This is a genomic window from Paenibacillus xylanilyticus, from assembly GCF_009664365.1.
Classification (GTDB): Bacteria; Bacillota; Bacilli; order Paenibacillales; family Paenibacillaceae; genus Paenibacillus; species Paenibacillus xylanilyticus_A.
The window spans coordinates 5,547,044-5,571,426 of the sequence record NZ_CP044310.1 but is presented as its reverse complement, the minus strand read 5'-3'; the positions used below and the strand labels follow the sequence as shown (position 1 = coordinate 5,571,426).

General features: G+C 47.3%; 20 protein-coding genes. 17 read left to right on the top strand and 3 right to left on the bottom strand.

Going from position 1 to position 24,383, the window contains the following annotated elements:
* Nucleotides 1-200: 200 nt before the first annotated feature.
* The 15 genes from F4V51_RS24845 (at nt 201) to F4V51_RS24775 (ending at nt 20,138) form a co-directional block, all read left to right on the top strand.
* On the top strand, nt 201-1,895 hold the full coding sequence (locus F4V51_RS24845) for an ABC transporter substrate-binding protein (RefSeq protein WP_153979990.1): 1,695 nt from the start codon (nt 201-203) through the stop codon (nt 1,893-1,895).
* A 336-nt stretch (nt 1,896-2,231) separates the two neighbouring features.
* On the top strand, nt 2,232-3,932 hold the full coding sequence (locus F4V51_RS24840) for an ABC transporter substrate-binding protein (RefSeq protein ID WP_390586369.1): 1,701 nt from the start codon (nt 2,232-2,234) through the stop codon (nt 3,930-3,932).
* Nucleotides 3,933-4,202: 270 nt separating this feature from the next.
* The gene (locus F4V51_RS24835) at nt 4,203-6,581 is read left to right on the top strand and encodes a glycoside hydrolase family 95 protein (protein ID WP_153979989.1); all 2,379 of its coding nucleotides are present in this window, start codon (nt 4,203-4,205) and stop codon (nt 6,579-6,581) included.
* A gap of 19 nt (nt 6,582-6,600) precedes the next feature.
* Complete coding sequence (locus F4V51_RS24830; protein WP_153979988.1) at nt 6,601-7,947, top strand: GH1 family beta-glucosidase; 1,347 nt, start codon at nt 6,601-6,603, stop codon at nt 7,945-7,947.
* Between the two features lie 326 nt (nt 7,948-8,273).
* A complete protein-coding gene (locus F4V51_RS24825; RefSeq protein WP_095292381.1) occupies nt 8,274-8,537 on the top strand; it encodes a hypothetical protein in 264 nt (87 codons plus the stop codon).
* A 318-nt stretch (nt 8,538-8,855) separates the two neighbouring features.
* The gene (gene cyoA / locus F4V51_RS24820) at nt 8,856-9,815 is read left to right on the top strand and encodes a ubiquinol oxidase subunit II (RefSeq protein WP_153979987.1); all 960 of its coding nucleotides are present in this window, start codon (nt 8,856-8,858) and stop codon (nt 9,813-9,815) included.
* A 21-nt stretch (nt 9,816-9,836) separates the two neighbouring features.
* Nucleotides 9,837-11,807 (top strand): cbb3-type cytochrome c oxidase subunit I, encoded by a 1,971-nt coding sequence (locus F4V51_RS24815; RefSeq protein ID WP_153979986.1) that lies wholly within the window; start codon nt 9,837-9,839, stop codon nt 11,805-11,807.
* Nucleotides 11,807-12,421, top strand: a complete 615-nt coding sequence (gene cyoC / locus F4V51_RS24810; RefSeq protein WP_095292385.1) for a cytochrome o ubiquinol oxidase subunit III — start codon at nt 11,807-11,809, stop codon at nt 12,419-12,421. The genes F4V51_RS24815 and cyoC overlap by 1 nt, the downstream gene beginning before the upstream one ends.
* Nucleotides 12,422-12,751: a cytochrome o ubiquinol oxidase subunit IV gene (gene cyoD / locus F4V51_RS24805; protein WP_153979985.1), complete on the top strand. Its 330-nt coding sequence runs from the start codon at nt 12,422-12,424 to the stop codon at nt 12,749-12,751. It begins immediately after the preceding gene.
* 221 nt (nt 12,752-12,972) lie between these two features.
* Nucleotides 12,973-13,812: a 5-dehydro-4-deoxy-D-glucuronate isomerase gene (gene kduI, locus F4V51_RS24800; protein ID WP_095361811.1), complete on the top strand. Its 840-nt coding sequence runs from the start codon at nt 12,973-12,975 to the stop codon at nt 13,810-13,812.
* Nucleotides 13,813-13,846: 34 nt separating this feature from the next.
* The gene (locus F4V51_RS24795; protein WP_153979984.1) at nt 13,847-14,605 is read left to right on the top strand and encodes a DeoR/GlpR family DNA-binding transcription regulator; all 759 of its coding nucleotides are present in this window, start codon (nt 13,847-13,849) and stop codon (nt 14,603-14,605) included.
* Nucleotides 14,606-14,705: 100 nt separating this feature from the next.
* Complete coding sequence (gene kduD / locus F4V51_RS24790) at nt 14,706-15,458, top strand: 2-dehydro-3-deoxy-D-gluconate 5-dehydrogenase KduD (RefSeq protein WP_153979983.1); 753 nt, start codon at nt 14,706-14,708, stop codon at nt 15,456-15,458.
* Between the two features lie 35 nt (nt 15,459-15,493).
* A complete protein-coding gene (locus F4V51_RS24785) occupies nt 15,494-16,339 on the top strand; it encodes a sugar phosphate isomerase/epimerase family protein (protein ID WP_153979982.1) in 846 nt (281 codons plus the stop codon).
* 243 nt (nt 16,340-16,582) lie between these two features.
* Nucleotides 16,583-17,890 carry a homocysteine synthase gene (locus F4V51_RS24780; RefSeq protein WP_153979981.1) on the top strand — a complete coding sequence of 436 codons (1,308 nt, stop codon included), beginning with the start codon at nt 16,583-16,585 and terminating at the stop codon, nt 17,888-17,890.
* Nucleotides 17,891-18,188: 298 nt separating this feature from the next.
* Nucleotides 18,189-20,138, top strand: a complete 1,950-nt coding sequence (locus F4V51_RS24775) for a heavy metal translocating P-type ATPase (RefSeq protein ID WP_153979980.1) — start codon at nt 18,189-18,191, stop codon at nt 20,136-20,138.
* A gap of 186 nt (nt 20,139-20,324) precedes the next feature.
* Here F4V51_RS24775 and F4V51_RS24770 read toward each other — a convergent pair whose 3' ends face one another.
* Nucleotides 20,325-21,056: a ZIP family metal transporter gene (locus F4V51_RS24770; RefSeq protein ID WP_127539829.1), complete on the bottom strand. Its 732-nt coding sequence runs from the start codon at nt 21,054-21,056 to the stop codon at nt 20,325-20,327.
* Nucleotides 21,057-21,312: 256 nt separating this feature from the next.
* On the opposite strand from F4V51_RS24770, the gene trxB reads away from it, so the two are divergent.
* The gene (trxB, locus tag F4V51_RS24765; RefSeq protein ID WP_153979979.1) at nt 21,313-22,254 is read left to right on the top strand and encodes a thioredoxin-disulfide reductase; all 942 of its coding nucleotides are present in this window, start codon (nt 21,313-21,315) and stop codon (nt 22,252-22,254) included.
* Nucleotides 22,255-22,320: 66 nt separating this feature from the next.
* Nucleotides 22,321-22,551 carry a glutaredoxin family protein gene (locus tag F4V51_RS24760; protein WP_095292396.1) on the top strand — a complete coding sequence of 77 codons (231 nt, stop codon included), beginning with the start codon at nt 22,321-22,323 and terminating at the stop codon, nt 22,549-22,551.
* 233 nt (nt 22,552-22,784) lie between these two features.
* On the opposite strand, the gene F4V51_RS24755 is transcribed toward F4V51_RS24760, so the two are convergent.
* Nucleotides 22,785-22,982 carry a hypothetical protein gene (locus tag F4V51_RS24755; protein ID WP_053779005.1) on the bottom strand — a complete coding sequence of 66 codons (198 nt, stop codon included), beginning with the start codon at nt 22,980-22,982 and terminating at the stop codon, nt 22,785-22,787.
* A gap of 145 nt (nt 22,983-23,127) precedes the next feature.
* Nucleotides 23,128-24,294: an ROK family transcriptional regulator gene (locus tag F4V51_RS24750; RefSeq protein WP_153979978.1), complete on the bottom strand. Its 1,167-nt coding sequence runs from the start codon at nt 24,292-24,294 to the stop codon at nt 23,128-23,130.
* Between the last annotated feature and the right edge of the window lie 89 nt (nt 24,295-24,383).

The following is a 24,383-nucleotide window of genomic DNA, read 5'->3' as shown; positions in this document are numbered from 1 at the left end:
AACGGCTATCCCTTCAAGTTCGAAGTAAAGGAATATATCAGGTTTATTAATTTTGAAAAGGCAATGATCAACTCATTTGGTAAGCGCTTTTAAAGTAATAATAACTAAAGTTTTACATCGAGATCATTCACTTTCCGGTATGTGCAGGCCAGCCTGTTATACAATAGATAGCTTCATTTTATCCATAAGGGGGATTATACATGAAGGGCAAAACACCAAAAACATTCGCAATGCTCCTACTTGCAAGTGCACTTGCCATTACGGCAGGCTGCGGAGGAGGTACTACTGCTTCTGAAACACCGAAGGATACAGGGGATACAACCAGTCCAATCACGTTTACATTCTTTGGTGCAGATGCAAGTCCAAACTGGAACAATATGAAGGATGCAGTCGGCCAAGAGATTACCAAACGAACAGGTGTTACGATTGAGGCAGAGTACGATGTGAATAATGGCGGAGATCAGAAAATACCTTTGATGGCTGCCAGCGGTGATTACCCAGATATTATCTTTCCTAAAGGGAACTTATCGAAGCTTGTTGACGCAGGTGCTATGCTTGACCTTACCGATCTGATCGAAGAACATGCACCAAACCTGAAAAAGATCTATGGCGATCAGATGAATCGTTTGAAATACAGTCTCGAAGATCAGGCCATTTATGCCATTCCGACGAACATGGGCGTAGATAACGTTTCATTTGACGCTGGTGGTGGATTCGAGATTCAACAAAAGGTTCTAAAAGAGCTTGGATATCCAGAAGTGAAAACGCTTGAAGATTACGAAAACGTATTAAGAACCTACTATGAGAAACATCCAACGATTGACGGTCAGCCAACCATTCCTCTGACATTGAATGCGGATGACTGGAAGATCATGATTACGGTAACGAACCCGGCATTCCAGGCAACAGGTGCACCGGATGACGGTGAATATTATATCAACCCGGAAACATATGAAGCGATGCTGCACTACAAACGTCCGGAAGAAAAAGAATATTTCCGTTGGTTGAACAAAATGTATAATGAAGGACTGCTCGACAAAGATACCTTTGTTCAAAAAGATGACCAATACAAATCCAAAATTGCCAGCGGCCGCGTACTCGGTTTGATTGACCAGGACTGGAACTATGGTGAAGCTGAAAATGCCCTCAAAGCTGCGGGCAAAGATGACAGCACGTATGCTCACTTCTCTGTATCCCTGAACGAGGATATCGTGGATCACACATTCCAGCCAACTGGATTCGACGGATACGGAATCGGGATTTCAACAACGGCCAAAGATCCGGTACGAATCATCAAATTCATGGATTGGCTCGCTTCAGATGAAGGTCAAGTGCTGAGAAACTGGGGAATTGAAGGTCAACATTACAATGTTGAAAATGGCAAACGTGTTATCCCTGACGAAATTCAGGATCGCAAAGTTAACGACAATTCAGCATTTACCAAAGAAACAGGTATTGGTCTGTACAACATCTTCAGCGCGAGATATGGCGACGGGGTAAAAGATTCTACGGACAATTACTACACAACCAACTTCCCTGAACAGATCCAAGCGGGTTACACTCCAGCTGAGAAGGAAACGCTGAAAGCATATGGTATTACAACATGGAAGGATTTCTTCCCATCCGAAGATGAACTGAAATTGAAAGACTGGGGCGCTGCGTACAACATGCCGGTTCCATCGGATACAGACTACAACGTAACATTCCAGAAAACACAGGATATCATCCGCAAACGGATCCCTGAAGCTATTCTGGCGAAGCCTGAAAACTTCGATCAAGTCTACGACGGCCTCTTGGCTGAACTCGACAAAGCAGGGGCAGTAGAGATGGAGAAACAGTACACTGTATGGGTGAAGGAACGTGTAGCCCTGTGGACGGGTAAAGATGTGAAATAACTGAAATTTTTCAGAAAACGAACGATAATTTAAAGCTTTTGTTTTGCAGAAAGAGGCCTTGTAAAAAGGCCTTTTTTTGTTGTTGACGGGACGGGTCGGATAGCATATAATCATTGATGTAAGCACTTTCAGTAAGCGTTTTAAAGTAAGTTTCGAAAACGTTTTACCATTGTTAGAAGCATTAAAGTAATATGTCCATACAATATATTTTAGGCTTACAAAAAGTATGGATTGGTCTTATGGTAAGCGCATACAGAAATGCGCTCCAAAAGTGGTATTCGCAGGCTTAGCCTGTTATACAGATAAAACCTTCATAATAATAGGGGGAACTAGACAATGAGAGGCAAAATGAAAGGCAATACACCTAAGACTTTTGCAATGTTGATGCTCGCAAGTGCGCTGTTGGTTACTGCTGGTTGTGGAAATTCGGGAAGCAAAAGTGCTTCTGAAGATTCAAACGGTACCGATCCGGTTACATTTACGTTTTTTGGTGCTGATGCAAGTCCAACGTGGAACAAGATGCAAGATGCAGTCGGTAAGGAAATTACCAAGCAAACTGGCGTTACAATTGAAGCAGAATACGATGTAAACAATGGTGGCGATCAAAAGATTGGTCTTATGGCTGCCAGTGGTGATTATCCTGATATCATTTTCCCAAAAGGTAACTTGTCTAAGCTTGTAGATGCTGGTGCGATGATTGACCTCACGGATTTGATTGAGGAGCATGCACCGAACCTGAAGAAAATCTATGGCGATCAGATGAATCGTTTGAAATACAGCACGGAAGATCCATCCATCTACACGATCCCAACCAATATGGGTGTAGATAATATGACGTTTGACGCAACAGGCGGTTTTGAAATTCAGCAAAAAGTGTTGAAGGAGCTCGGCTACCCTGAGGTGAAAACACTTGAGGATTACGAGAATGTACTCAAAGCCTACTATGAGAAACATCCAACGATTGACGGTCAGCCAACCATTCCGTTGACATTGAATGCGGATGACTGGAAGATCATGATTACCGTAACGAACCCGGCATTCCAGGCAACAGGTGCTCCGGATGACGGTGAATATTATATCAACCCGGAAACGTATGAAGCGATGCTGCACTACAAACGTCCGGAAGAAAAAGAATATTTCCGTTGGTTGAACAAAATGTATAATGAAGGACTGCTCGACAAAGATACCTTTGTTCAAAAAGACGACCAATACAAATCCAAAATTGCCAGCGGCCGTGTACTCGGCTTGATTGACCAGGAATGGAACTATCAAGAAGCTGAAAATGCACTGAAAAGTGCAGGCAAGGATGACAGCACGTACGCTCACTTCTCTGTATCCCTGAACGAGGATATCGTTGACCACACATTCCAGCCAACTGGATTCGACGGCTACGGAATTGGAATCACCACTGCAGCGGAAGACCCAGTGCGTATCATTAAATTCATGGACTGGCTCGCTTCTGACGAAGGTCAAGTGCTTAGAAACTGGGGTATTGAAGGCCAACATTATAATGTAGAGAATGGCAAACGTGTTATCCCTGACGAAGTTCAGGATCGTAAAACGAACGACAACTCTGCATTCAGTAAAGAAACAGGTATTGGTCTGTACAATATCTTCAGTGCAAGATATGGTGATGGTGTGAAGGATTCTACAGATAACTATTACACAACGAATTTCCCTGAGCAAATTGTGGCTGGTTATACTCCAGCAGAGAAAGAAACGCTCAAAGCCTATGGCATTACAACCTGGAAAGAGTTCTACCCGTCTGAAGAAGACCTTCCTCTCAAAGAATGGGGAGCGGCATACAACATGCCTGTACCTTCAGGTACAGACTATGACGTAACATTCAGAAAAACTCAGGATATCGTACGTAAACGGATTCCAGAAGCAGTTCTGACGACGCCAGCAAATTTCGATAAAGTCTATGATGACATGCTCGCTGAGCTGGATAAAGCAGGTGCAGTGGAAATGGAGAAACAATATACGGTTTGGGTTAAAGACCGTGTATCCCTCTGGACTGGCAAAGATGTGAAATAATCAAGCATGGATGGAGGTTCATCCATAGTATAGAAGAGGCCCTGAACAAGGGTCTCTTCTTGTTTGTCTTGTGATGTTTTTCGTTGACGAAGAATTCTAAATCCAATATACTTTTCTTACTGAAAGCACTTTCACCTTAATGTTGCTAAAGCACTAAATTAAGGTGTACGGAGATCCAGTGAATACATGACAATGGCATCTGTTTTGATGTATTCGAAAACGTTTTAGTTATTTCGGTAAAATAATAGATGAATGAAGAGGAGTTAGTTTATGCCCCCATTCAATGAGGAAGCAAAGATCAATCGTCTATGGTACCGCCAGCCCGCAGCTCGATGGGAAGAGGCGCTGCCTATTGGGAACGGTCGTCTCGGCGGTATGGTGTACGGTGGTGCAGCAGAAGAACGTATACAGTTAAATGAAGATACCCTGTGGTCAGGTTTCCCGCGCGATACCATTCAGTACAGCAGCCAGAGGTACTTGAAGCGCACCCGTGAACTAATCATGGCGGGACAATATAGTGAAGCTGAAGAGCTGCTCAACCGTGAAATGTTGGGCCGTGATGTGGAAGCTTACCAGCCGATGGGGCACTTCATTCTGCAGCAGGAAGGACTTCTTGGGCTAAATTATGAAGAGTTTGAGCGTGAACTTGATCTGGAATCCGGTATAGCGAAGACGAGCTATGTCTACGAAGGCGTTCGTTATGTTCGTGAAGTGTACACCAGTACACCGGATGATCTGATGATATGTACGCTCACGGCTGACAGGGACGGGGCAGTTAACATCACTGCTCATTTGGATAGCCCGCATCCGTATACAACCCAGCTTTCTGAAGATGGCGTGACTATGTTCAGCCGTTGTCCGAGTCATGTGGAATCGAACTATTTCCGGAACCATCCCGAATCGGTCATCTATGAAGAAGACCGGGGGACACCGTATGCAGTTCGTTTAGCCGTGACAGTGACCGGAAATGAGGCGAAGATATCAACGGTGGATGGCAAGCTTCATGTTCAGGGAGCCAAACAGGTTGTATTTTACTTGGCTGCAGCTACTGCTTTTGAGAGCTATGAGATTGTTCCCGTAAAGGATGGACCGTTGCTTGAGCAAGAGTGCAGAGATGTCATTGCGAAAGCCATGACATTAGGGCATGAAAGTTTGCGTATTCGGCATGAGGCTGATCACCAGTCTTTGTTCTCTCGGGTCCGTCTTAATCTCGGATCTACTTCTAACGCAGAGCTGCCTACCGATGAGCGCCTGCAATCCTACCAGAGTGGAGTTCAAGATCCCGGGCTCGAAGCTCTTTATTTTCAATATGGCAGATATCTATTAATGGCCAGCTCGCGACCAGGCACACAGCCAGCCAATCTGCAGGGCATATGGAATCATCAGGTTGAGCCGCCGTGGCACAGTGATTATACGATCAACATCAATACGGAAATGAATTATTGGCCGGCTGAGGTGTGTAATCTGAGTGAATGCCATGAACCACTATTCGATTTGTTGGAGGACCTCAGCCAGACTGGGCGCAGAACAGCTCGCATATTGTACGGTGCTCGTGGATGGACAGCCCATCACAACGTGGATATTTGGAGAACGACTACACCTACGGGCGGTGATGCCAGTTGGGCATTTTGGCCGATGGGTGGTGTCTGGTTGACTTCACATCTGTGGGAACATTACCTCTTTACCGGAGATCAGCGTTTCCTCGAAGAGCGTGCTTATCCAGTCATGAAGGAGGCGGCACTTTTCTGTCTGGATTGGCTGATTGAAGGACCGGATGGATATTTGGTTACTGCCCCTTCAACCTCACCGGAGAACAAGTTTTTGACAGGTGAAGGAGAAGCACGCAGCATTTCGATGGCGTCGACAATGGATATGACACTGATTCGTGAATTGTTCACCAGATGTATAGAGGCAGCGGGGACTCTTGAGGTCGATCAGGCACTGATTGCGGAATGGGAAGACAGCCTGAGCAGATTATATCCGTTCCGGATTGGCAGTGAAGGTCAATTGCAGGAATGGTTCAGGGATTTCGCCGAATCGGAGCCAGGACATCGCCATGTTTCTCATCTGTATGGCCTGTATCCGGGGGAACAGATCAATCGAATGGATACACCAGAGCTTGTAGAAGCTTCGCGCATAGCGCTTGAACGGCGCATATCGCAAGGGGGCGGGCATACCGGTTGGAGCTGTGCATGGTTAATCAATCTGTATGCGCGTCTGCTTGACGGTGGCCAGGCGCATCAGTTTGTACGTACACTGCTTGCCCGCTCCACTCACCCTAATCTATTCGACGATCATCCTCCGTTCCAGATTGATGGCAACTTCGGGGGCACGGCCGGCATTGCAGAGATGCTGCTGCAGAGCCATCTGAATGAACTGCATTTGCTGCCGGCTCTGCCAGATGAATGGACACAAGGCAGCGTAACTGGTTTGCGTGCACGGGGAGGCTATACCCTATCCATGGAGTGGAAGGACAGCCAATTGGTATCTGCCGTAATCAAGGCTGAGCGGGATGGTTCGGTGACCATTCGAAGTGCACACGCGCTGCGAGGTGAACATGGGGAGCAGCATCAGGCTGTGCTGACACCACAAGGGGATTATGTAATAACTTTATCCATGACCGCAGGACAGACTGTCCGCGTATCATAGGGAGACGGGGGAAAAACCAATGACCATTTTTCAATTTCCGCAGGATTTTCGCTGGGGTACAGCAACAGCTTCCTATCAAATAGAAGGAGCAGCACAGGAAGGTGGACGCGGTGTATCCATTTGGGATACGTTTGCCCGGACACCAGGCAAAGTTTTCAACGGGGATAATGGAGATGTAGCTTGCGATAGCTACCACCGTTATGAGGAAGATATTAAGCTGATGAAGAAGCTGGGTATCAACACCTACCGATTCTCCATTGCCTGGCCGCGCATTATCCCGGACGGGGATGGCGAGATCAATCGTGAAGGCCTGGACTTTTACCACCGATTCGTGGACAAGCTGCTTGAGGCAGGTATTGAACCTTTTTGCACGCTCTATCACTGGGATCTGCCTCAAGTGTTGGAGGATGACGGAGGTTGGGGAAACCGGAGAACCGTCGATGCCTTTGTTAAATATGCAGAGGTCATCTTCAAGGAATTCACGGGTAAAATCAAGTTCTGGCTGACGTTTAACGAACCATGGTGTATTGCATTCCTGTCGAACCTACTGGGAATCCATGCACCGGGGAACAAAGACCTTCAGACCTCCCTTAATGTCGCTCATGGACTGCTTGTTGCTCATGGTAAAGCGGTACAGTCCTTCCGGCGCCTTGGCACAACGGGACAGATCGGTATTGCACCTAACGTATGCTGGGCTGAGCCTTACAGTAAGTCACCGGAAGATCAAGCGGCATGCGACCGCTCTATCGCACTCAACACAGACTGGTTCCTAGACCCGATCTACAAAGGTTCCTACCCGCAATTCATGGTGGATTGGTTTGCCCAAGCGGGTGCCACAGTGCCAATCCAGGAAGGTGATATGGAGATTATCTCGCAACCGATTGACCTGCTGGGGATCAACTATTACACGATGGGCATTAATCGTTTCAATCCGGAGGCAGGGGTACTGCAGTCTGAAGAAGTGGATATGGGCCTGACGAAGACGGACATTGGCTGGCCGATTGAATCCCGCGGGCTGTATGAGTTCATGCATTACCTGCAGAAGTATGGCAACGTCGATGTCTACATCACCGAGAATGGTGCTTGTATCAATGATGATCTGGAGAATGGGAAAATTAATGATGATCGCCGGATTTCGTATTACGAACAGCATTTAGCCCAAATTCACCGGATCATTAACGATGGCATTAACCTGAAGGGATACATGGCATGGTCTCTGATGGACAACTTTGAATGGGCAGAAGGGTACCGGATGCGTTTCGGTCTTGTTCATGTGGACTATCGTTCACTGGTAAGAACGCCGAAGGAAAGCTTTTACTGGTACCAGAATGTCATTAAAAACAACTGGCTGGAGACACGTAATTAGTTGGAGCTATCCATACACAATATAGATTCGAAACAAGACGGTGGGTTCGGTTTATCCGAACCGCCGTTTTTTTTTGTGACGATTTTCAGGGAAAGGAGACATGTTCATAAAGCGTTCAAAAGGTTAAATCCTATTGCTGTTATGAAGAGGCCGTTTTTGGGTTATACATAACAAGAGGGTAAATCAAGTGTTTGTCAACAGTCTAAATCAAAATAAAGTGTCCAAATTTCGAAATAAATTTGAACATTTGTTGACTAAAAATCATACTGATGTGGTATATTGGTAAAAGGAAAGCACTTACAAAAAGGGAAAAGGAAGTGTTTACTATGGCATCGAAGACAGCAATGGTAAGCCAATTGGAGCGTAAAGATAAGAATATGCGGCGCGCAGTGTTGACGATGACAGTTTTGGCCTGGATCGCCCTCATTACTGGAGTGGTCATGTGTTTGATTAACCTGAATGAATTTAATGACCGTAATCTTGGCTTGATGGTCGGTATCGGTTTTCTGGTAGGTAGTGTGTTTATTTATGTAATCGCCAAATCAATTGGTCTTGTTCATACACGCCGGGAAGATGAAGGAGCGGATTAATTATAATCTGGCGATCTTTCGTTCATAATAAGACTGGATAAGTACCCGGAATCCAGTCAATAAAGCCCTTTGCGGATTCGTTGAGACTGTTCAACGGGACTGCAAAGGGTTTTATTTTGTGACTCGAAGTGTAATGATTACAATGGAAAAATATCAAGTGTGCAAGTGATTTGTGAGAAAAAATTCACACATTTAAGGTGTAAAATCGACAAATTTGTTAACAAGACCAAAAAAGTTGCTCATTTCTGATATCTTTAGAAGGAAGAGAGTAGTATACTGATTTTTCAGTATGAGCGAATTTAAGGAGAGGGGATCAAGATGAACAAGAAACCTAGGTCGCTTACCCGGATTATCATTCCGGTTGTCCTGACGTTGGTTACAATTGCATTGATTGTCTGGCCAATGCTGGCAGGCGGGCAGTACGTTGTTCTGGATCCGAAGGGACCTATTGGCGCTTCGCAGAGAGATTTGATTGTCATTTCGACAATTCTTTGTGCGATCGTTATCGTGCCTGTGTTGATTTTGTCTGCTGTAATCGTTTGGCGTTACCGCGACAAGCCGGACAATAAAGCTGCTTATGAGCCGAACTGGGCTCATAGTACCAAAGCTGAGGCTATCTGGTGGACGGTTCCAATTATCATCATCGGATTGCTTGCGATCGTAACTGTTCGCTACACCTATGATTTGGAGCCATCGAAGCCACTGGCTTCCGAGAAAGAACCCATTACCATTCAAGTATCTTCACTGGACTGGAAATGGTTGTTTATGTATCCTGAGCAAGGCATTGCAACGGTCAACACGTTGAATATTCCGACAGACCGGCCCGTTAAATTTGAGCTTACTGCGGATTCACCGATGAACTCGTTCTGGATTCCGCAGCTTGGTGGACAAATTTATACGATGTCGGGTATGGCGATGACCTTGTATTTGCAAGCCGATCACGAAGGAACTTACTTCGGTTCTGGCGCCAACTTTACCGGCGAACATTTCGCCCAAATGCGTTTTGATGTCAATGCCACATCGGATGAAGAATTCAACCAATGGGTGGATGAAGTGAAACTACAATCCCAACCGCTGACACAAGAAACGTATAACACACTGGCGGAACCGGGAACTAGCAATGTTGCTTATTATTCTTCCTTCCCTGAAGGATTGTTCCAAGACATCGTGACCAAGTATGTCATTGAAGGTACAGGCGCTCATAACCATGGAACTTCGGAAGAAGCTTCAGGCGCCCAAGAAAATACGTCTACGAAAGTGGACAAGAGTTCTAACTAAAGATTCGAAAGGAGGCCCCCAATGTTAGAGAGACTTAAGGAGTTTGCATCGGAGTTTTTCGTTACCGGTGACCCGCTGATTTATGGTGCGGACGTGGCCATCGGTATTACGATGATTACCATCGTAGCGGTGCTGACTTATTTCAAAAAATGGGGCTGGCTCTGGCGTAACTGGTTAACAACCGTCGATCATAAAAAGATCGGTATTATGTATATCATTGCTTCCATCATCATGTTGTTCCGTGGTGGTGTCGATGCGCTGATGATGCGTCTTCAGCTAGCTATGCCTAACATGGATTTCTTGCATCCAGAACATTATAACCAAGTCTTTACGACTCACGGTACCATCATGATCCTGTTCATGGCGATGCCATTTATGTTCGGTTTGTTTAACGTAATTGTGCCTCTACAAATAGGGGCAAGGGACGTCGCATTTCCGTTCCTGAATGCTTTGAGCTTCTGGTTATTCTTCCTGGGAGCAATGCTGTTCAACCTATCCTTCGTTATCGGTGGATCACCTGATGCAGGATGGCTGAGTTATCCGCCTCTATCGGAGCTGTCACACAGTCCGGGGGTAGGACAGAACTTCTATATATGGGGTATACAGATCTCGGGTATCGGTTCCCTGGCTACCGGTATCAACTTCCTGGTTACCATCATTAAAATGCGTGCGCCAGGCATGAAATGGATGAAAATGCCGATGTTCACATGGTCGGTATTCTCCACTTGTATCATCATCTTGTTTGCATTCCCAATCCTGACTGTGACACTTGCATTGCTCTTCCTGGATCGATTCGGCGGGGCGCATTTCTTCACGCTTGATATGGGCGGTAACCCTATGATGTATATCAACTTGATCTGGATGTGGGGTCACCCTGAGGTATACATTGTCGTCTTGCCGGCATTCGGTGTCTTCTCGGAGGTTGTAAGTACCTTCGCGAAGAAAAAACTGTTTGGTTACAAATCAATGGTATTTGCGATGTTGATCATTAGCTTCCTGTCCTTCTTCACATGGGCGCATCACTTCTTCACGATGGGTTCGGGAGCAGACGTTAATGCATTCTTCGCTGTTACAACGATGTTGATTGCCATTCCGACAGGGGTTAAAATCTTCAACTGGCTGTTCACGATGTATCGCGGACGGATCCGTATGGCCACCCCGATGTTATGGACAATCGCATTTATTCCATGCTTTATCGTCGGTGGTATGACGGGGGTTCTGCTCTCCGTAGCACCAGCTGACTTCCAGTTCCACAACAGTTACTTCTTGATTGCCCACTTCCACCAAGTATTGATCGGTGGTGTAGTATTCGGATACTTCGCAGGTCTGTACTACTGGTGGCCAAAAATGTTCGGTTTCCAACTTGAAGAGAAACTGGGCAAATGGGCGTTCTGGACTTGGAATATTGGTTTCTATGTCTGCTTCATGCCGCAGTACGCTGTAGGTTTGATGGGTATGACACGTCGTCTGAGCACCTACGGCTGGGATACCGGCTGGTGGGAACTGAACTTCGTATCCACAATCGGGGCATTCCTGATGGGTGTAGGTTTCTTGTTCCAGGTTGCACAAATCGCAGACGGTATTCGCAAATACAAAACACTCAAAGCATCCGGCGATCCATGGGATGGTCGTACACTCGAGTGGTCGATTCCTTCACCAGCTCCTGAGTACAACTTTGCCATTACACCGCGCGGTGATGATATTGATGAGTGGTGGGAAGAGAAAGAACGTCGTGCCAAAGGCATCTACCCACCAGAACAGCCGCTCGAACCGATTCATATGCCTAAGAACTCCGCAATTCCGTTTATCATGTCTGTCTTCTGGTTCATCGCCGGCTTCGGCTTTGTATTCGGATGGCTGTGGATGGCGATTCTCGGACTCGCTGGCGTAGGGATCTGCATGATCGCTCGTTCATTCTCATACGATACGGATTATTACATTCCGGTCGACGAAATTAAGCGTACCGAAGCGTCGTTAAGGGGGTCGGTATAATGGCTCAAGCAGCCGCTAAGCATGGTCACGATCACGGTCACGACCATGGTCACCATGATCCACAAGAATTGAAATTGCTCGGTTTCTGGTTCTTCCTGATTTCCGACGTTATCCTGTTCTCCGTATTGTTCGCAACCTTTATTGTGTTGCGTGACAATACGGCGGGCGGACCAATATTGTCTGAGCTGATCAAAATGCCGGGCGTTATCGCCGAGACATTCATCTTGCTCACAAGTTCATTCACGAGCGGACTTGCCGTTCTTGCGATGAACCAAGGTAAAGTGAAGCAGCTGATTAGCTGGCTGGCAGTTACAGCCGTTCTCGGTGCAGCCTTTATCGCACTTGAAGTAACCGAGTTTGTTGAGATGATTCACGAAGGATTCAGCTACACGACGAGTGCTGCTTCCGGCGCATTCTTCACCCTCGTGGGAACTCACGGACTTCACGTATCGTTAGGTTTGATCTGGATGATCGGATTGATGTTCCAATTGAAAAAACGTGGTATTACCGATGTGACTCGCGGTAAAATCAACGTAATCAGCTTGTACTGGCACTTCTTGGACGTCGTCTGGATCTTCCTCCTGTCGATCGTTTATCTGATGGGGGTGATGTAGATGGCAGAGCATAACTCACATGATTCCCATGCTCACGAACAGCATGGCTCCATGAAGTCTTATGTCATCGGCTTCATTCTGTCCATCGTCCTCACAATCATCCCATTGGTGGTTGTACTGAACGATATGATGGGCAGAACAGGAACAATGGCTGTTATTCTCGTAACGGCCGCACTTCAGTTTGTGGTTCAACTCTTCTTCTTCATGCATATTCGTGAAACAGGAAAACCACGCTGGAATGTCATGGCTTTGATTTTCGGCTTGCTGATCATGTTGACCATCGTTCTTGGTTCAATCTGGATCATGCTGAACAATGCCGTTGCACATTAAGATTTGAATGAAGAGGATCTCCCCGTCTGCATTGCAGACGGTGGAGATCCTCTTTTTTGTTTTCGCTAAATTGGTAAACCCAAATACAGCTTAATTAAAATCTGTTTATTTTCGAAAAAAAGGTACACAAATGATACATAATGAACTAAAATGAACTTATATGAACTTTGTAATCAAATGATCTCAAACATCACTCAATTGACGAAGGGAATGGATTAATGATGGAAAATCGTTATGCTGCACACCCCAATGAAGTGAAAAATTATGATACGTCTCGCCTGCGTGAGGAATTTTTGATGGAGCAATTGTTCGCAACAGACGAGCTGGTTACTGTGTATTCTCATGTGGATCGTTATATTGTAGGGACTGCGGTACCTCAGAGCAAGGACATTGCGCTTGAAGTGAACCTGAAAGACATTGGAACGGACTTTTTCCTGGAGCGTCGTGAAATCGGTATCATTAATGTTGGAGGACATGGAACGGTCACTGCAGATGGACAGGGTTATGAGATTGGTGCCAAAGAATGCCTTTATATCGGAAAAGGTGTAAAAGAAGTCGTATTTAAAAGTAATGGAAATGAGCAGCCGGCTCAGTTTTACTTTGTATCCACTCCGGCACATCACGCTTATCCTACGCAAAAGGCAACCCAGGAACAAGCTCAGCCGAATCATCTGGGCAGTATTGAAAGTTCGAATGAACGGACTATCTATCGCTACATTCACCAGGGTGAGGGCGGAATTCAGAGCTGTCAGCTGGTGATGGGCATCACGGAGCTCGACAAGGGAAACATGTGGAACACAATGCCTGCACATACCCATAACCGCCGCTCCGAAGTATATTTGTATTGGAATCTGCCCGAAGACGGAGTAGTATTCCATATGATGGGCGAGCCGAACGAGACCCGGCATCTGGTTGTGCGTGACCGTCAGGCGATTATCTCTCCAAGCTGGTCCATTCACAGCGGCGTTGGCACAAGCAGTTATACCTTTTGTTGGGCCATGGCTGGTGAGAACCAAACGTTCGAGGATATGGACGGCGTGGCGATGAAAGACCTGAAATAAACGCGTAAATTCCAAGAAACAGGAAGTTGATTGAATGAATCCATTAAAAAGACATGAAAAAATTATGGAGGCTCTGCTGGAGCGCCAGGAAGTTACCGTTAATGATCTGAGCGAACTGCTGCAGGTGACAGGCAAGACAGTTCGGGAGGATCTCGACAAGCTGGAAGCGATGGGACTGCTTGTACGCGTCCATGGAGGAGCCATGCTGGCTCAGAATGATCAGTATGGTATCCTCACCAGCCGTGGAGCAACAGAGAAGCATCATTCGGAGAAGACGGAGATTGCCGAGCGTGCGCTCGCTTACATACGTCCCAATGAAATTATTGCGCTGGACGGAGGGAGCACCACACTCGAGATGGCGAAACGGATGGACAATCAGCCGCTCACTGTCGTAACCAATGATCTCTTTATTATTGCTGAGCTAACCAAGAAGGAGCAGATCCGGCTGGTCGTGCCTGGTGGGGCGAGAGTCCGTAATATGCTGGTGGGAGACGACACAGCGGCTTTTATCTCCAGTCTTAATATCCACAAAGCATTTATCTCTACCACTGCACTACATCCGGAGTTCGGACTCTCCATCTATACAGGTGATCTGGTTCCACTAAAAAAAGCGATGATCTCTGCCTCTCAGCAGGTCTTTGGCGTGGTTGACCATTATAAATTTGGACAATTTGCGCTGCGGACCTTCGCGCATTGTTCGGAGCTGGACTGTATTATCAGTGACAGTCAGCTGGGTGAAGAGACCGCTGCACTGTATAACCACATCGGTGTCAAAGTCGATTATCAAAGCTAAACGCACAGATGGACTTAATTTCTGAATCGCTAATCATATCCAAAAAGTTGATTGGCATCACTTACAGGTTTGCATCTCATAACATGCGGAGGAATCATTCATGAATCCATTTGATCTAAGCGGACAAGTTGCGCTTGTAACCGGTACTTCCGGTGGTTTGGGGCAGGGAATGGCGATTGGTCTGGCGGAGGCCGGAGCAGATGTGATACTCGTTTCCTATTCAAAACCATCCGAGACAGCAGGCGCGATCGAAGCGCTCGGGCGCAAAGCATATATCATTGAAGCCGATTTAAGTCGTGAAGATGAATTGCCGGCAGTATTTGAGAAGGCATTAGCATTTCAAGGTAAAATAGATATTCTCGTTAACAATGCGGGTATAATTCGTCGTACACCTGCGGCTGACCATGGACAGCAGGACTGGCACGATGTCATCGGGCTTAACCTGAACACGGTATTTTTCCTGAGTCAGCTGGCGGGCAGACACATGATTGAACGCGGTAGCGGCAAAATCATCAATATCGCCTCCATGTTGTCCTACCAGGGAGGTATTAACGTCCCGGGTTATACAGCCAGTAAGCATGGGGTTGCAGGCTTGACCAAGGCGCTCGCTAATGAGTGGGCAGGTAAGGGTGTACAAATTAACGGGATCGCACCAGGTTACATGGAGACGGATAATACCACTCAGATTCGTGCGGATGAAAACCGGTATCGGGATATCACAGCTCGTATTCCTGCAGGACGATGGGGAACTCCGGAAGATTTGAAAGGGCCAGTCGTGTTTCTTGCATCGTCTGCTTCGGATTATTTGAATGGTCATGTACTGAATGTAGATGGCGGCTGGATGGCTCGTTAATCTGCTCTGCTATCAATGGTGAAGGAGGCAGTGACATGAAACTTGGTATTCTGGCACATACGTTTGGCCAACAGCCTACAGCCCAGCTTGCGCAAACGATCGCAGATCATGGATTCAATTCGGTACAGCTGGCGCTTGCAAAAGCCCTATCGGATGTTGACTCGTCTAACGGCAAACTCAGTCCAGGACTGGCGAATGAAATTGGGGACCAGTTTGCTAGGCGCGGAGTCAAGATCGCTGTTCTGGGCTGCTATATTAATCCGATTGATCCGGATGCTGAACGCAGAAGGGCAGACATCGAGCGTTTCAAGGAACATCTGCGGTATGCCCGTGATTTTGGCTGCAGCATGGTTGCAACAGAAACGGGAGGTTTGGACACCTACCAAGCCACCCACCCAGATGGGTATGAAGAAAAAGCCTGGAGCGTGCTGCGGGAAACGCTGGAGGAAATCACGGAGGAAGCGGAAAAGTGGGGCGTACATGCGGCCATTGAGCCTGTATCTACCCATACACTTCATACACGTGAACATATGACTCGTTTGTTTGAAGAGATCCCCTCCTCCAATCTGGGCATGTTATTTGATCCATGCAATCTGATTAAACAGCCGAATGTTGCAGACCAGGGTGCTTTCCTGCGTGATGTAATGGAGACGCTATACCAGCGAATCATTGTCATTCATGCGAAGGATGTGGCCTTCAATGCACAGGGCGAGAAGATTAATCCAGTACCCGGTGAAGGCATATTGGATTATCCGCTGTTTTTCGAGCTGTTAAAAACGTATAAGCCACATATCGATATCTCACTGGAGGGGGTAACTGCCGAAGAGGCCGTTCCTGCAGCCAAGCATTTGCGTGAAGTATGGAATGGTGTGAGAGTGTAGAGATGGGCTGAAGATAAGCTTATTCTGCGATATCGCGATATTAAAATAGCCAGGAAACCTTTGCCCTCGCAAAGGTTTTTGGTATAACCTTGTCAACAATACATATAAAATATTTCTCATCGGATAAATCGGAAATAACTCTTTTCAAACACGACATCTTGTGAGAGAATATGGAAAACATATGCCACCATGTGAGGACATCAGGATCTTTGAAACGTATAAGCCAAGGGAGGATTCAGATTTATGTCAAACGAACGTGAGCTTTCATTTGAAACATTGGCAATTCATGCAGGCCAGGAGATTGATCCAACGACTCATGCACGTGCTGTGCCTTTGTATCAGACCACATCTTATGGTTTCAAGGACACGGAACATGCTGCCAATCTGTTTGGTCTGAAAGAGTTTGGCAACATCTATACCCGTCTAATGAACCCGACAACCGATGTGTTCGAGCAGCGGATTGCGGCATTGGAGGGAGGAGCCGGGGCACTGGCTACAGCTTCCGGGCAGGCAGCCATTACGTTTTCTCTCTTGAATATCGCAGGTGCAGGGGATGAAATTGTATCCTCGGCGAGCTTGTATGGTGGTACGTATAATTTGTTCTCAACCACATTGCCGAAGCTGGGTCTTGATGTGAAGTTCGTTGATTCCAGTGATCCCGAGAATTTCAGGGCGGCCATTACAGAGAAAACGAAAGCATTATATGCGGAAACGATCGGTAATCCTCAAGGAAACGTGCTGGACATTGAAGCTGTTGCGGCGATTGCTCATGAGCATGGTATTCCTCTGATCGTGGATAACACGTTCCCCAGCCCATACTTGCTTCGTCCGATTGAACATGGAGCGGATATTGTGGTTCACTCGGCCACGAAGTTTATTGGCGGTCATGGTACATCCATTGGTGGCGTGATTGTCGATAGCGGAAAATTCGACTGGAAAGCGAGCGGCAAATTCCCCGGTCTGACAGAGCCGGATGCCAGTTACCATGGTGTGGTATACACCGAAGCGGTTGGACCGATTGCCTACATTATCAAAGCACGGGTGCAGTTGCTGCGCGACCTGGGCGCAACCATCTCGCCATTTAATTCATGGCTGCTTCTGCAAGGACTGGAAACATTGCATCTGCGTGTGGAGCGCCATAGCAGCAATGCACTGGCTGTTGCGGAATATCTGGAGAAACATGAGGATGTGCTGTGGGTAAGCTACGCAGGTCTGCCAAGTCATGCATCTTATGAACTCGCACAAAAGTATCTGCCAAGAGGGCAGGGAGCAATCCTGACATTTGGTATTAAGGGCGGTGTAGATGCAGGACGTAAGCTGATCGAAAGTGTGAAGCTGTTCTCACACCTTGCGAATGTGGGTGATTCCAAGTCATTGATCATTCACCCCGCAAGCACAACCCATCAGCAGCTGACAGAAGATGAGCAGAACGCAGCAGGCGTTAACCCTGAACTTATCCGTCTGTCGATCGGTACGGAGAATATTCAGGATATCCTGTATGACCTGGAACAGGCCATCAAGGCGAGTCAGGGAGCAAGTGTTGGAGCGTAACCAAACAGATCATACGAAAGCCGCCGTCCTTTAGGACGGACGGCTTTTTTGCATTTCAGCAGCCTGTGATCAGGAAATTGCCCATTTACAAACGTCAGATCGAGGCCTATAATATACTCGAAGTTGTATTGGGTAAACATAATTGCATAAGTACAAAAATGATTATCATTCTCATTCAAAAACCATGCTGCTGCGGGATTCCCGCAGCAGCATGTGTCATTTTTAGGGCATTAACAATGGCTCTCATTCTCAATACGACTCTACTTAATCAACTAAACAAGAAAGGATCGTGATTCACATGCAAGCGATACATCAACCTATACCCACCCAGGTACAAGCAGAACAGAACTCTGCCCAGTCACCTAACCCGAACCGTGGACGTAAACCTAATTTTCGCGCCATGCTCCGGAATAAGGAGATGCAGGCGGCTCTCGGCAGCGGGTTATTAATGCTTGTTGCATGGGGAACTTCACCCTATTTCAATGCAATATCCATCATGCTGTACATCGTTTCTTACGCAATCGGAGGATGGACCAAGGCCAAGGAGGGTGTGGAGACACTGGTCAAGGACCGCGATCTGGATGTGAATCTGCTCATGATTGCAGCATCACTGGGTGCAGCAGCTATTGGATATTGGAATGAGGGCGCGATGCTGATCTTCATTTTTGCGTTAAGTGGTGCGCTGGAAAGTTATGCGACGGAACGGAGCCATAAGGATATTTCATCGCTGATGGCACTTAAGCCGGAGACAGCACTCCGTATTGAGAAGGGACAGATGAATCTTGTTGCCATTGATGAGCTGATGCCTGGTGACCTGCTGCTGGTCAAACCGGGGGAATTAATCCCGGCCGACGGTACCGTATATCGCGGGAGTTCATTCATTAATCAGGCTTCCATTACGGGGGAATCCCTGCCGGTGGATAAAGCTGAGGGAGACGAGGTTTATGCAGGAACGGTGAACGGCGAAGGAGCTCTGTATGTAGAGGTAACGAAGTCGGCTGCAGGTTCGCTGTTTGGCAAAATCATTAAGCTGGTCGAAGAGGCACAAGCCGAAGTGCCGGATTCACAGCGTTTCATAGAGCGATTCGAAGGCATTTACGCACGAGTGGTTGTGGGTGTAACTTTAATGGTTATCGCAGGAGCTCCACTGCTGCTGGGCTGGACTTGGAATGAGGCTTTTTATAAAGCCATGGTTTTTCTCGTTGTAGCTTCACCTTGTGCACTGGTTTCCTCCATCATGCCAGTCATGCTGTCTGCGATGTCCAGCAGTGCACGTCGCGGTATTCTGTTCAAGGGAGGGGCCCACGTGGAGAATATGGCTCAGACCCGAGTCGTGGCTTTTGATAAAACAGGGACATTGACCATGGGTACTCCCCAAGTCACAGATATATTAACAGCCGAGGGCATAAGTCGCGCCGAACTGCTGTCTGCAGCAGCTGCCATTGAGAACTTGTCCATGCACCCGCTGGCTCGAGCCATTGTAGATCAGGCAGTGCGTGAAGGTATTGTGACGCAAGAAGCCGAACGGGTACAAACACTGACGGGTTGGGGTATTGAAGGGTACGTACACGGTGTTCTCTGGAAGATTGGGAAAACGAATGAGATACACCTGGATACCCATTCACACTGGCACGACGAACGTGCACGACTTGAGCGTGAAGGCAAAACGGTATCCATCGTCATGGCGGATAACCATTTTGCTGGCCTGATCGCCATGCGGGATACCGTTCGTCCACAAGCCGCAGCAGCAGTGAAGAAGCTGGAGGATATGGGCGTGAAGGTGGCCATGCTGACAGGTGATCGGGCCACATCTGCAGCTGTAATCGCACGGGAAATAGGAGTAAGTCTCGTCTATGCCGATCTGCTTCCCGAAGATAAAGTGAAACAGGTACAGGCATTGCGTCAGGAGTACGGACAGGTGCTCATGGTTGGTGATGGTGTGAATGACGCTCCTGCACTTGCAGCGGCTACTGTGGGCATGGGCATGGGAATGTCGGGAAGCGGGACAGCGCTGGAGGTGGCTGATGTGGTGCTCATGAATGATAATATTGAGGAAATTGCCTGGGTGATTGAGCAGGCGCGAAGAGCACAACGGACCGTGAAGCAGAATATGTTTTTTGCCATAACGGTTATTCTGACACTGATCGCGGGGAATTTTCTGCAAGGAGTTGCATTGCCACTGGGGGTTGTTGGGCATGAGGGCAGCACAATTCTGGTAATACTTAATGGTTTAAGACTGCTTCGCTAATAATCCGGAAAATGAATCTCTAGGAAACCGTTCCATGCATCCTGATGGGACGTATTAAGCCAACCTTACAAAGTCTCCCAGTAATTTCATGTAATCTTCATTTGTGACCAAAAAAAGAACCTGCAGGGCAGAATGATCTGTCCTCAGGTTCTTTGGCATGTACGTTTATCTACGGAAAAGTCTTGCTTAGAATAGCTCAGTCAAACCAATCATCGTAATGAGTCCCAGCAAAAATGAAACGGTGGCTACACGTGCGTTGCCATCTCCGTGACTTTCGGGAATCAGTTCTTTATATACAATGAACATCATTGCACCTGCGGCGAATGCAAGCCCGTAAGGGACAAGTCCTGCGACAAGGCTGCTAAGCGTGTAGCCGATCATGGCGGTGATAATTTCGACGGCTCCTGTCAGGGTAGCGATTCCAAGTGCCTTGAAGCGGCCGATATTCTGATTCACCAGGAACAGAGCAACCAGGAATCCTTCGGGAGCATTTTGCAAACCAATCGAAAAGGCAATGAGATTCCCCAGACTGGCATCGGTACTGGCGTAACTGACACCTACAGAAAGGCCTTCAGGCAGGTTATGCATGGTGATGGCTGCAATTATCATGAAGGCTTTGGCTTCAATTTTAAATGGCATCTTCTCCGGATTCTCCAGATCCACATGAGGGATCTTCATTTCGAGTACCAGCAAAACCATGCTGCCGAGCATAATGCCAAGAGCGAGCACGAACAAGTTCGACTGCCCCAGCGCCTCGGGAATGAGATTGTACACCGAAGCCGAGGTCATGATGCCTGCTGCGTAAGCAAGCAAGATATCGCGCAGACGGTGTGTTACTTTCCGCATAAATAAAATAGGTACCGCCCCAAGGCCGGTAGACATGGCTGAGATAAAGCTGCCAATGAGTGCATCGTTCATGCTTCCATTTTCCCTCCTGATGAAGACTTCTTCATAATCGCTGCCGAGCATTGACACCGTAGTTAAAAGAGATCATAATGAACAACAGATTAGAATGATTATAAATTAGAATTCCATTTCTGCATAGGGCAATTGTCATATTGGGCAGGTCTTGTGGACATGAATTAGGCTTATATCGATCTAGTGTATGCAGGGGCATTTGCTTTTGATGCTAGTGAGCCCAACCTTTTTGCAGAACTCGGGGGAGGAACTATACATGTATAAATCCATTATTATCGGAACAGGCCCAGCAGGGCTGACAGCAGCAATCTATCTGGCTCGTGCCAACCTTAACCCACTGGTTATCGAAGGACCACAACCTGGTGGCCAACTGACAACAACAACGGAAGTGGAGAACTTCCCAGGTTTCCCTGATGGTATTATGGGTCCTGAACTGATGGATAACATGCGTAAACAAGCAGAACGTTTTGGCGCTGAATTCCGCACAGGTTGGGTAAACAACGTCGATATGAGTGAGCGTCCGTTCAAAATTCAGGTTGAGGGCATGGGTGAACTGGTATCGGAAACCCTAATCCTGTCTACTGGTGCATCTGCTAAATACCTTGGTATTCCTGGAGAAGAAACAAACGTGGGCCGCGGTGTCAGCACTTGCGCAACATGTGACGGATTCTTCTTCCGCAATAAAGAAATCATCGTTATCGGCGGAGGCGACTCTGCATTGGAAGAAGCAAGCTTCCTGTCCCGTTTCGGTTCCAAAGTAACTTTGGTACACCGTCGTGAGGAGCTTCGCGGTTCCAAAATCATGCAAGACCGTGCACGCAGCAACGAAAAAGTGGAAATAGCTCTGAACCGTACGCCGATCGAAGTCATTGCTGGTGATCATGGGGTAACTGGACTGAAAGTGTTGAACAACGCAACGGGCGAAGAAGAAATTCTTCCGGCAAGCGGCGTATTTGTAGCGATCGGTCACACACCAAACACTGGGTTCCTTGGTGGACAGATTACAACGGATGAACATGGGTATATTATGACCACACCAGGTACTTCTGAAACGAACATTCCAGGCGTATTCGCTTGTGGAGACGTTCAAGATACACGCTACAAACAAGCGATTACAGCGGCAGGCAGCGGATGTATGGCTGCAATGGATGCAGAGAAATTCATCGAAAGCCTGGAGCATAGCGCAGTAGCACTGTAAGGTATTTCGTTTAAATGGGTAAATTAACGTTATAACTATATATAAACTATATGAGGTGAATGAATAATGGAAAACGTAATTGTATACACATCGACCAACTGCCCGAACTGCAAAGCAGTGAAGACGTTCCTGGCTGATAAAGGAATTTCTTATGAAGAGCGCAACATTGAGACAAGTGACGAGTTTGCACAACAAGTATGGGATATGGGCGTACGTGCAGTACCTCTGACTGTTATTGGTGAACATCGCATCTTGGGTATGAACAAAACACAATTCGCAAAAGCACTGGACGCTTAATTATCCCCATCGGATTATTAAGAATGGATGGAGCTATTCCGGTTCGCGCGAGCCGTTTGAATATATAACTGAAAGAAGCCTTGGTCCTGCTCTGGACTAGGGCTTCTTTTGTTGCGATTACGTTATTTTTGAAGTGAAAAATCCCCTTGCGCCAGTGATCAGGAGCACATGGTAACATGAACTCTAGATTCACTGCGGAAAGGGATTTCGTCATTTAAAACGAGGGTTTTCATCTAAAAAAAGATGCTCATAAACGTCTGAAAAACTACATACACCAATACGCCTGACAGCATATACATGAACCCAGCCTTCTTTTTGCTCTGAAACAATCGAAGTATGCCGAGGCTGAACAGCGGCGCAAGCACGATCAAGAACAGGAGTACGGTGACAAACATTTGCGCCGAGATATCTGAAGTATCCACGTAGGTCACGGGTTTTCACTCCGTTTCGTTATAGGAATTAACACAGCGGCAATCATCCCGCCATGACAAAAATCACATATCCTCATTATAACTCTGGATTTCTTTAACAAAAAGGGAGGAAATGGGGCAAAATGATGTCAATTTTCAGCAGTTATTAGACCGACACTCTTATTTTACCTAGAAACTGGGAAATAGCAGAGTAAGCGGCACCAATACGGGTAGAACGGCTGCCCAGTGCTGCCCATTCGATTTGCAAACTGCGACGGTGATAGGGCAGTGTACGCTCTTCCACAACTTGTTTGAGCGCTGTTTCAATCCATGGACCTGCTTCGGAGAGTGGCCCGCCAATGATGATGCGCTCGGGATTGAAGCTGTTAACGATATTCGTGATGCCCACGCCCAGTTTGCGACCGATGTTTTCGTATAAGTTCAATACGGCCTCATGACCTTGCTGGGCATATTCTACGAGCTCGCGAGTGGTGTGAGCTGGCAAATGAAGCTGGTGGTCTGGGTGCTCATAGGCTTTTTCGGAAGCATATAGCTCCCAGCAACCGTGATTGCCGCAAGAGCAGGGTCTGCCTTCGGCTTCGATTGACATGTGGCCTGTCTCCCCGGCGTAGCCCCAGGCACCTTTGTACAATTCACCGTCTACCATAATGCCCGATCCGATACCCATCCCTGCACTGATATAGATGAGATGACGTACCCCAATGCCGCTGCCAAAATTCAATTCACCATGAGCCCCTGCATTGGCCTCGTTGTCAATCGTTACAGGAAGCTCAAACATCTCCTCCAGCATGGAGCGAAGCTCGACCTTCTCCCAACCCAGGTTGGGTGCAAACAGCACTGTACCAGCCTCATCCACCATCCCGGGTACCCCAATGCCAATACCAATTACACCATGTGGGGAGGGAGGAGCCGACTGAATCAGATGTTCCGCTGCACGTTTCAACTGTTCCAATACGGAAGGCACATCATGCTGTTCCAGCTTGATGGCATACTCCGTTATGATATGGCCCTCCAGATCGGTAAGCACACCCTTCAGGTGAGTTACGCTCAGCTCCAGACCAACTGCATATCCAGCCGTACCTCGAAACAGCAGCATGAGCGGCTTGCGGCCACCGCTGGATTCACCCGGACCAATCTCCTGGACAAGCTCATCGCTGATGAGATCGGCAACAAGGTTGGACACGGTTGCTTTGTTAAGTCCCGTAACTTCGGATACTCTTGCGCGGGAAAGAGGGGCATGGCGACGAATCGTATCAAGGACGATGGACTTGTTTATTTTTTTGACCAGCATCTGGTCTCCGGTAATTTTCATAACAATCAGGCACTCCTATTCTGTATATAAAAGGGTTCAATCATTCATCCCGTGCTCAAGCTATTCGACTATTATAGCGTAAACAAACC

Bases quoted from the DNA above. Each gene is read 5' to 3' on its own strand.
- cyoC (WP_095292385.1), top strand. From the start codon at position 11,807: ATGGCTCAAGCAGCCGCTAAGCATGGTCACGATCACGGTCACGACCAT.
- F4V51_RS24770 (WP_127539829.1), bottom strand. From the start codon at position 21,056: ATGAACGATGCACTCATTGGCAGCTTTATCTCAGCCATGTCTACCGGC.
- F4V51_RS24775 (WP_153979980.1), top strand. From the start codon at position 18,189: ATGCAAGCGATACATCAACCTATACCCACCCAGGTACAAGCAGAACAG.
- F4V51_RS24845 (WP_153979990.1), top strand. From the start codon at position 201: ATGAAGGGCAAAACACCAAAAACATTCGCAATGCTCCTACTTGCAAGT.
- kduI (WP_095361811.1), top strand. From the start codon at position 12,973: ATGGAAAATCGTTATGCTGCACACCCCAATGAAGTGAAAAATTATGAT.
- F4V51_RS24815 (WP_153979986.1), top strand. From the start codon at position 9,837: ATGTTAGAGAGACTTAAGGAGTTTGCATCGGAGTTTTTCGTTACCGGT.
- kduD (WP_153979983.1), top strand. From the start codon at position 14,706: ATGAATCCATTTGATCTAAGCGGACAAGTTGCGCTTGTAACCGGTACT.
- F4V51_RS24785 (WP_153979982.1), top strand. From the start codon at position 15,494: ATGAAACTTGGTATTCTGGCACATACGTTTGGCCAACAGCCTACAGCC.
- trxB (WP_153979979.1), top strand. From the start codon at position 21,313: ATGTATAAATCCATTATTATCGGAACAGGCCCAGCAGGGCTGACAGCA.
- F4V51_RS24760 (WP_095292396.1), top strand. From the start codon at position 22,321: ATGGAAAACGTAATTGTATACACATCGACCAACTGCCCGAACTGCAAA.
- F4V51_RS24780 (WP_153979981.1), top strand. From the start codon at position 16,583: ATGTCAAACGAACGTGAGCTTTCATTTGAAACATTGGCAATTCATGCA.
- cyoD (WP_153979985.1), top strand. From the start codon at position 12,422: ATGGCAGAGCATAACTCACATGATTCCCATGCTCACGAACAGCATGGC.
- F4V51_RS24840 (WP_390586369.1), top strand. From the start codon at position 2,232: ATGAGAGGCAAAATGAAAGGCAATACACCTAAGACTTTTGCAATGTTG.
- F4V51_RS24825 (WP_095292381.1), top strand. From the start codon at position 8,274: ATGGCATCGAAGACAGCAATGGTAAGCCAATTGGAGCGTAAAGATAAG.
- F4V51_RS24835 (WP_153979989.1), top strand. From the start codon at position 4,203: ATGCCCCCATTCAATGAGGAAGCAAAGATCAATCGTCTATGGTACCGC.
- F4V51_RS24830 (WP_153979988.1), top strand. From the start codon at position 6,601: ATGACCATTTTTCAATTTCCGCAGGATTTTCGCTGGGGTACAGCAACA.
- F4V51_RS24750 (WP_153979978.1), bottom strand. From the start codon at position 24,294: ATGAAAATTACCGGAGACCAGATGCTGGTCAAAAAAATAAACAAGTCC.
- cyoA (WP_153979987.1), top strand. From the start codon at position 8,856: ATGAACAAGAAACCTAGGTCGCTTACCCGGATTATCATTCCGGTTGTC.
- F4V51_RS24795 (WP_153979984.1), top strand. From the start codon at position 13,847: ATGAATCCATTAAAAAGACATGAAAAAATTATGGAGGCTCTGCTGGAG.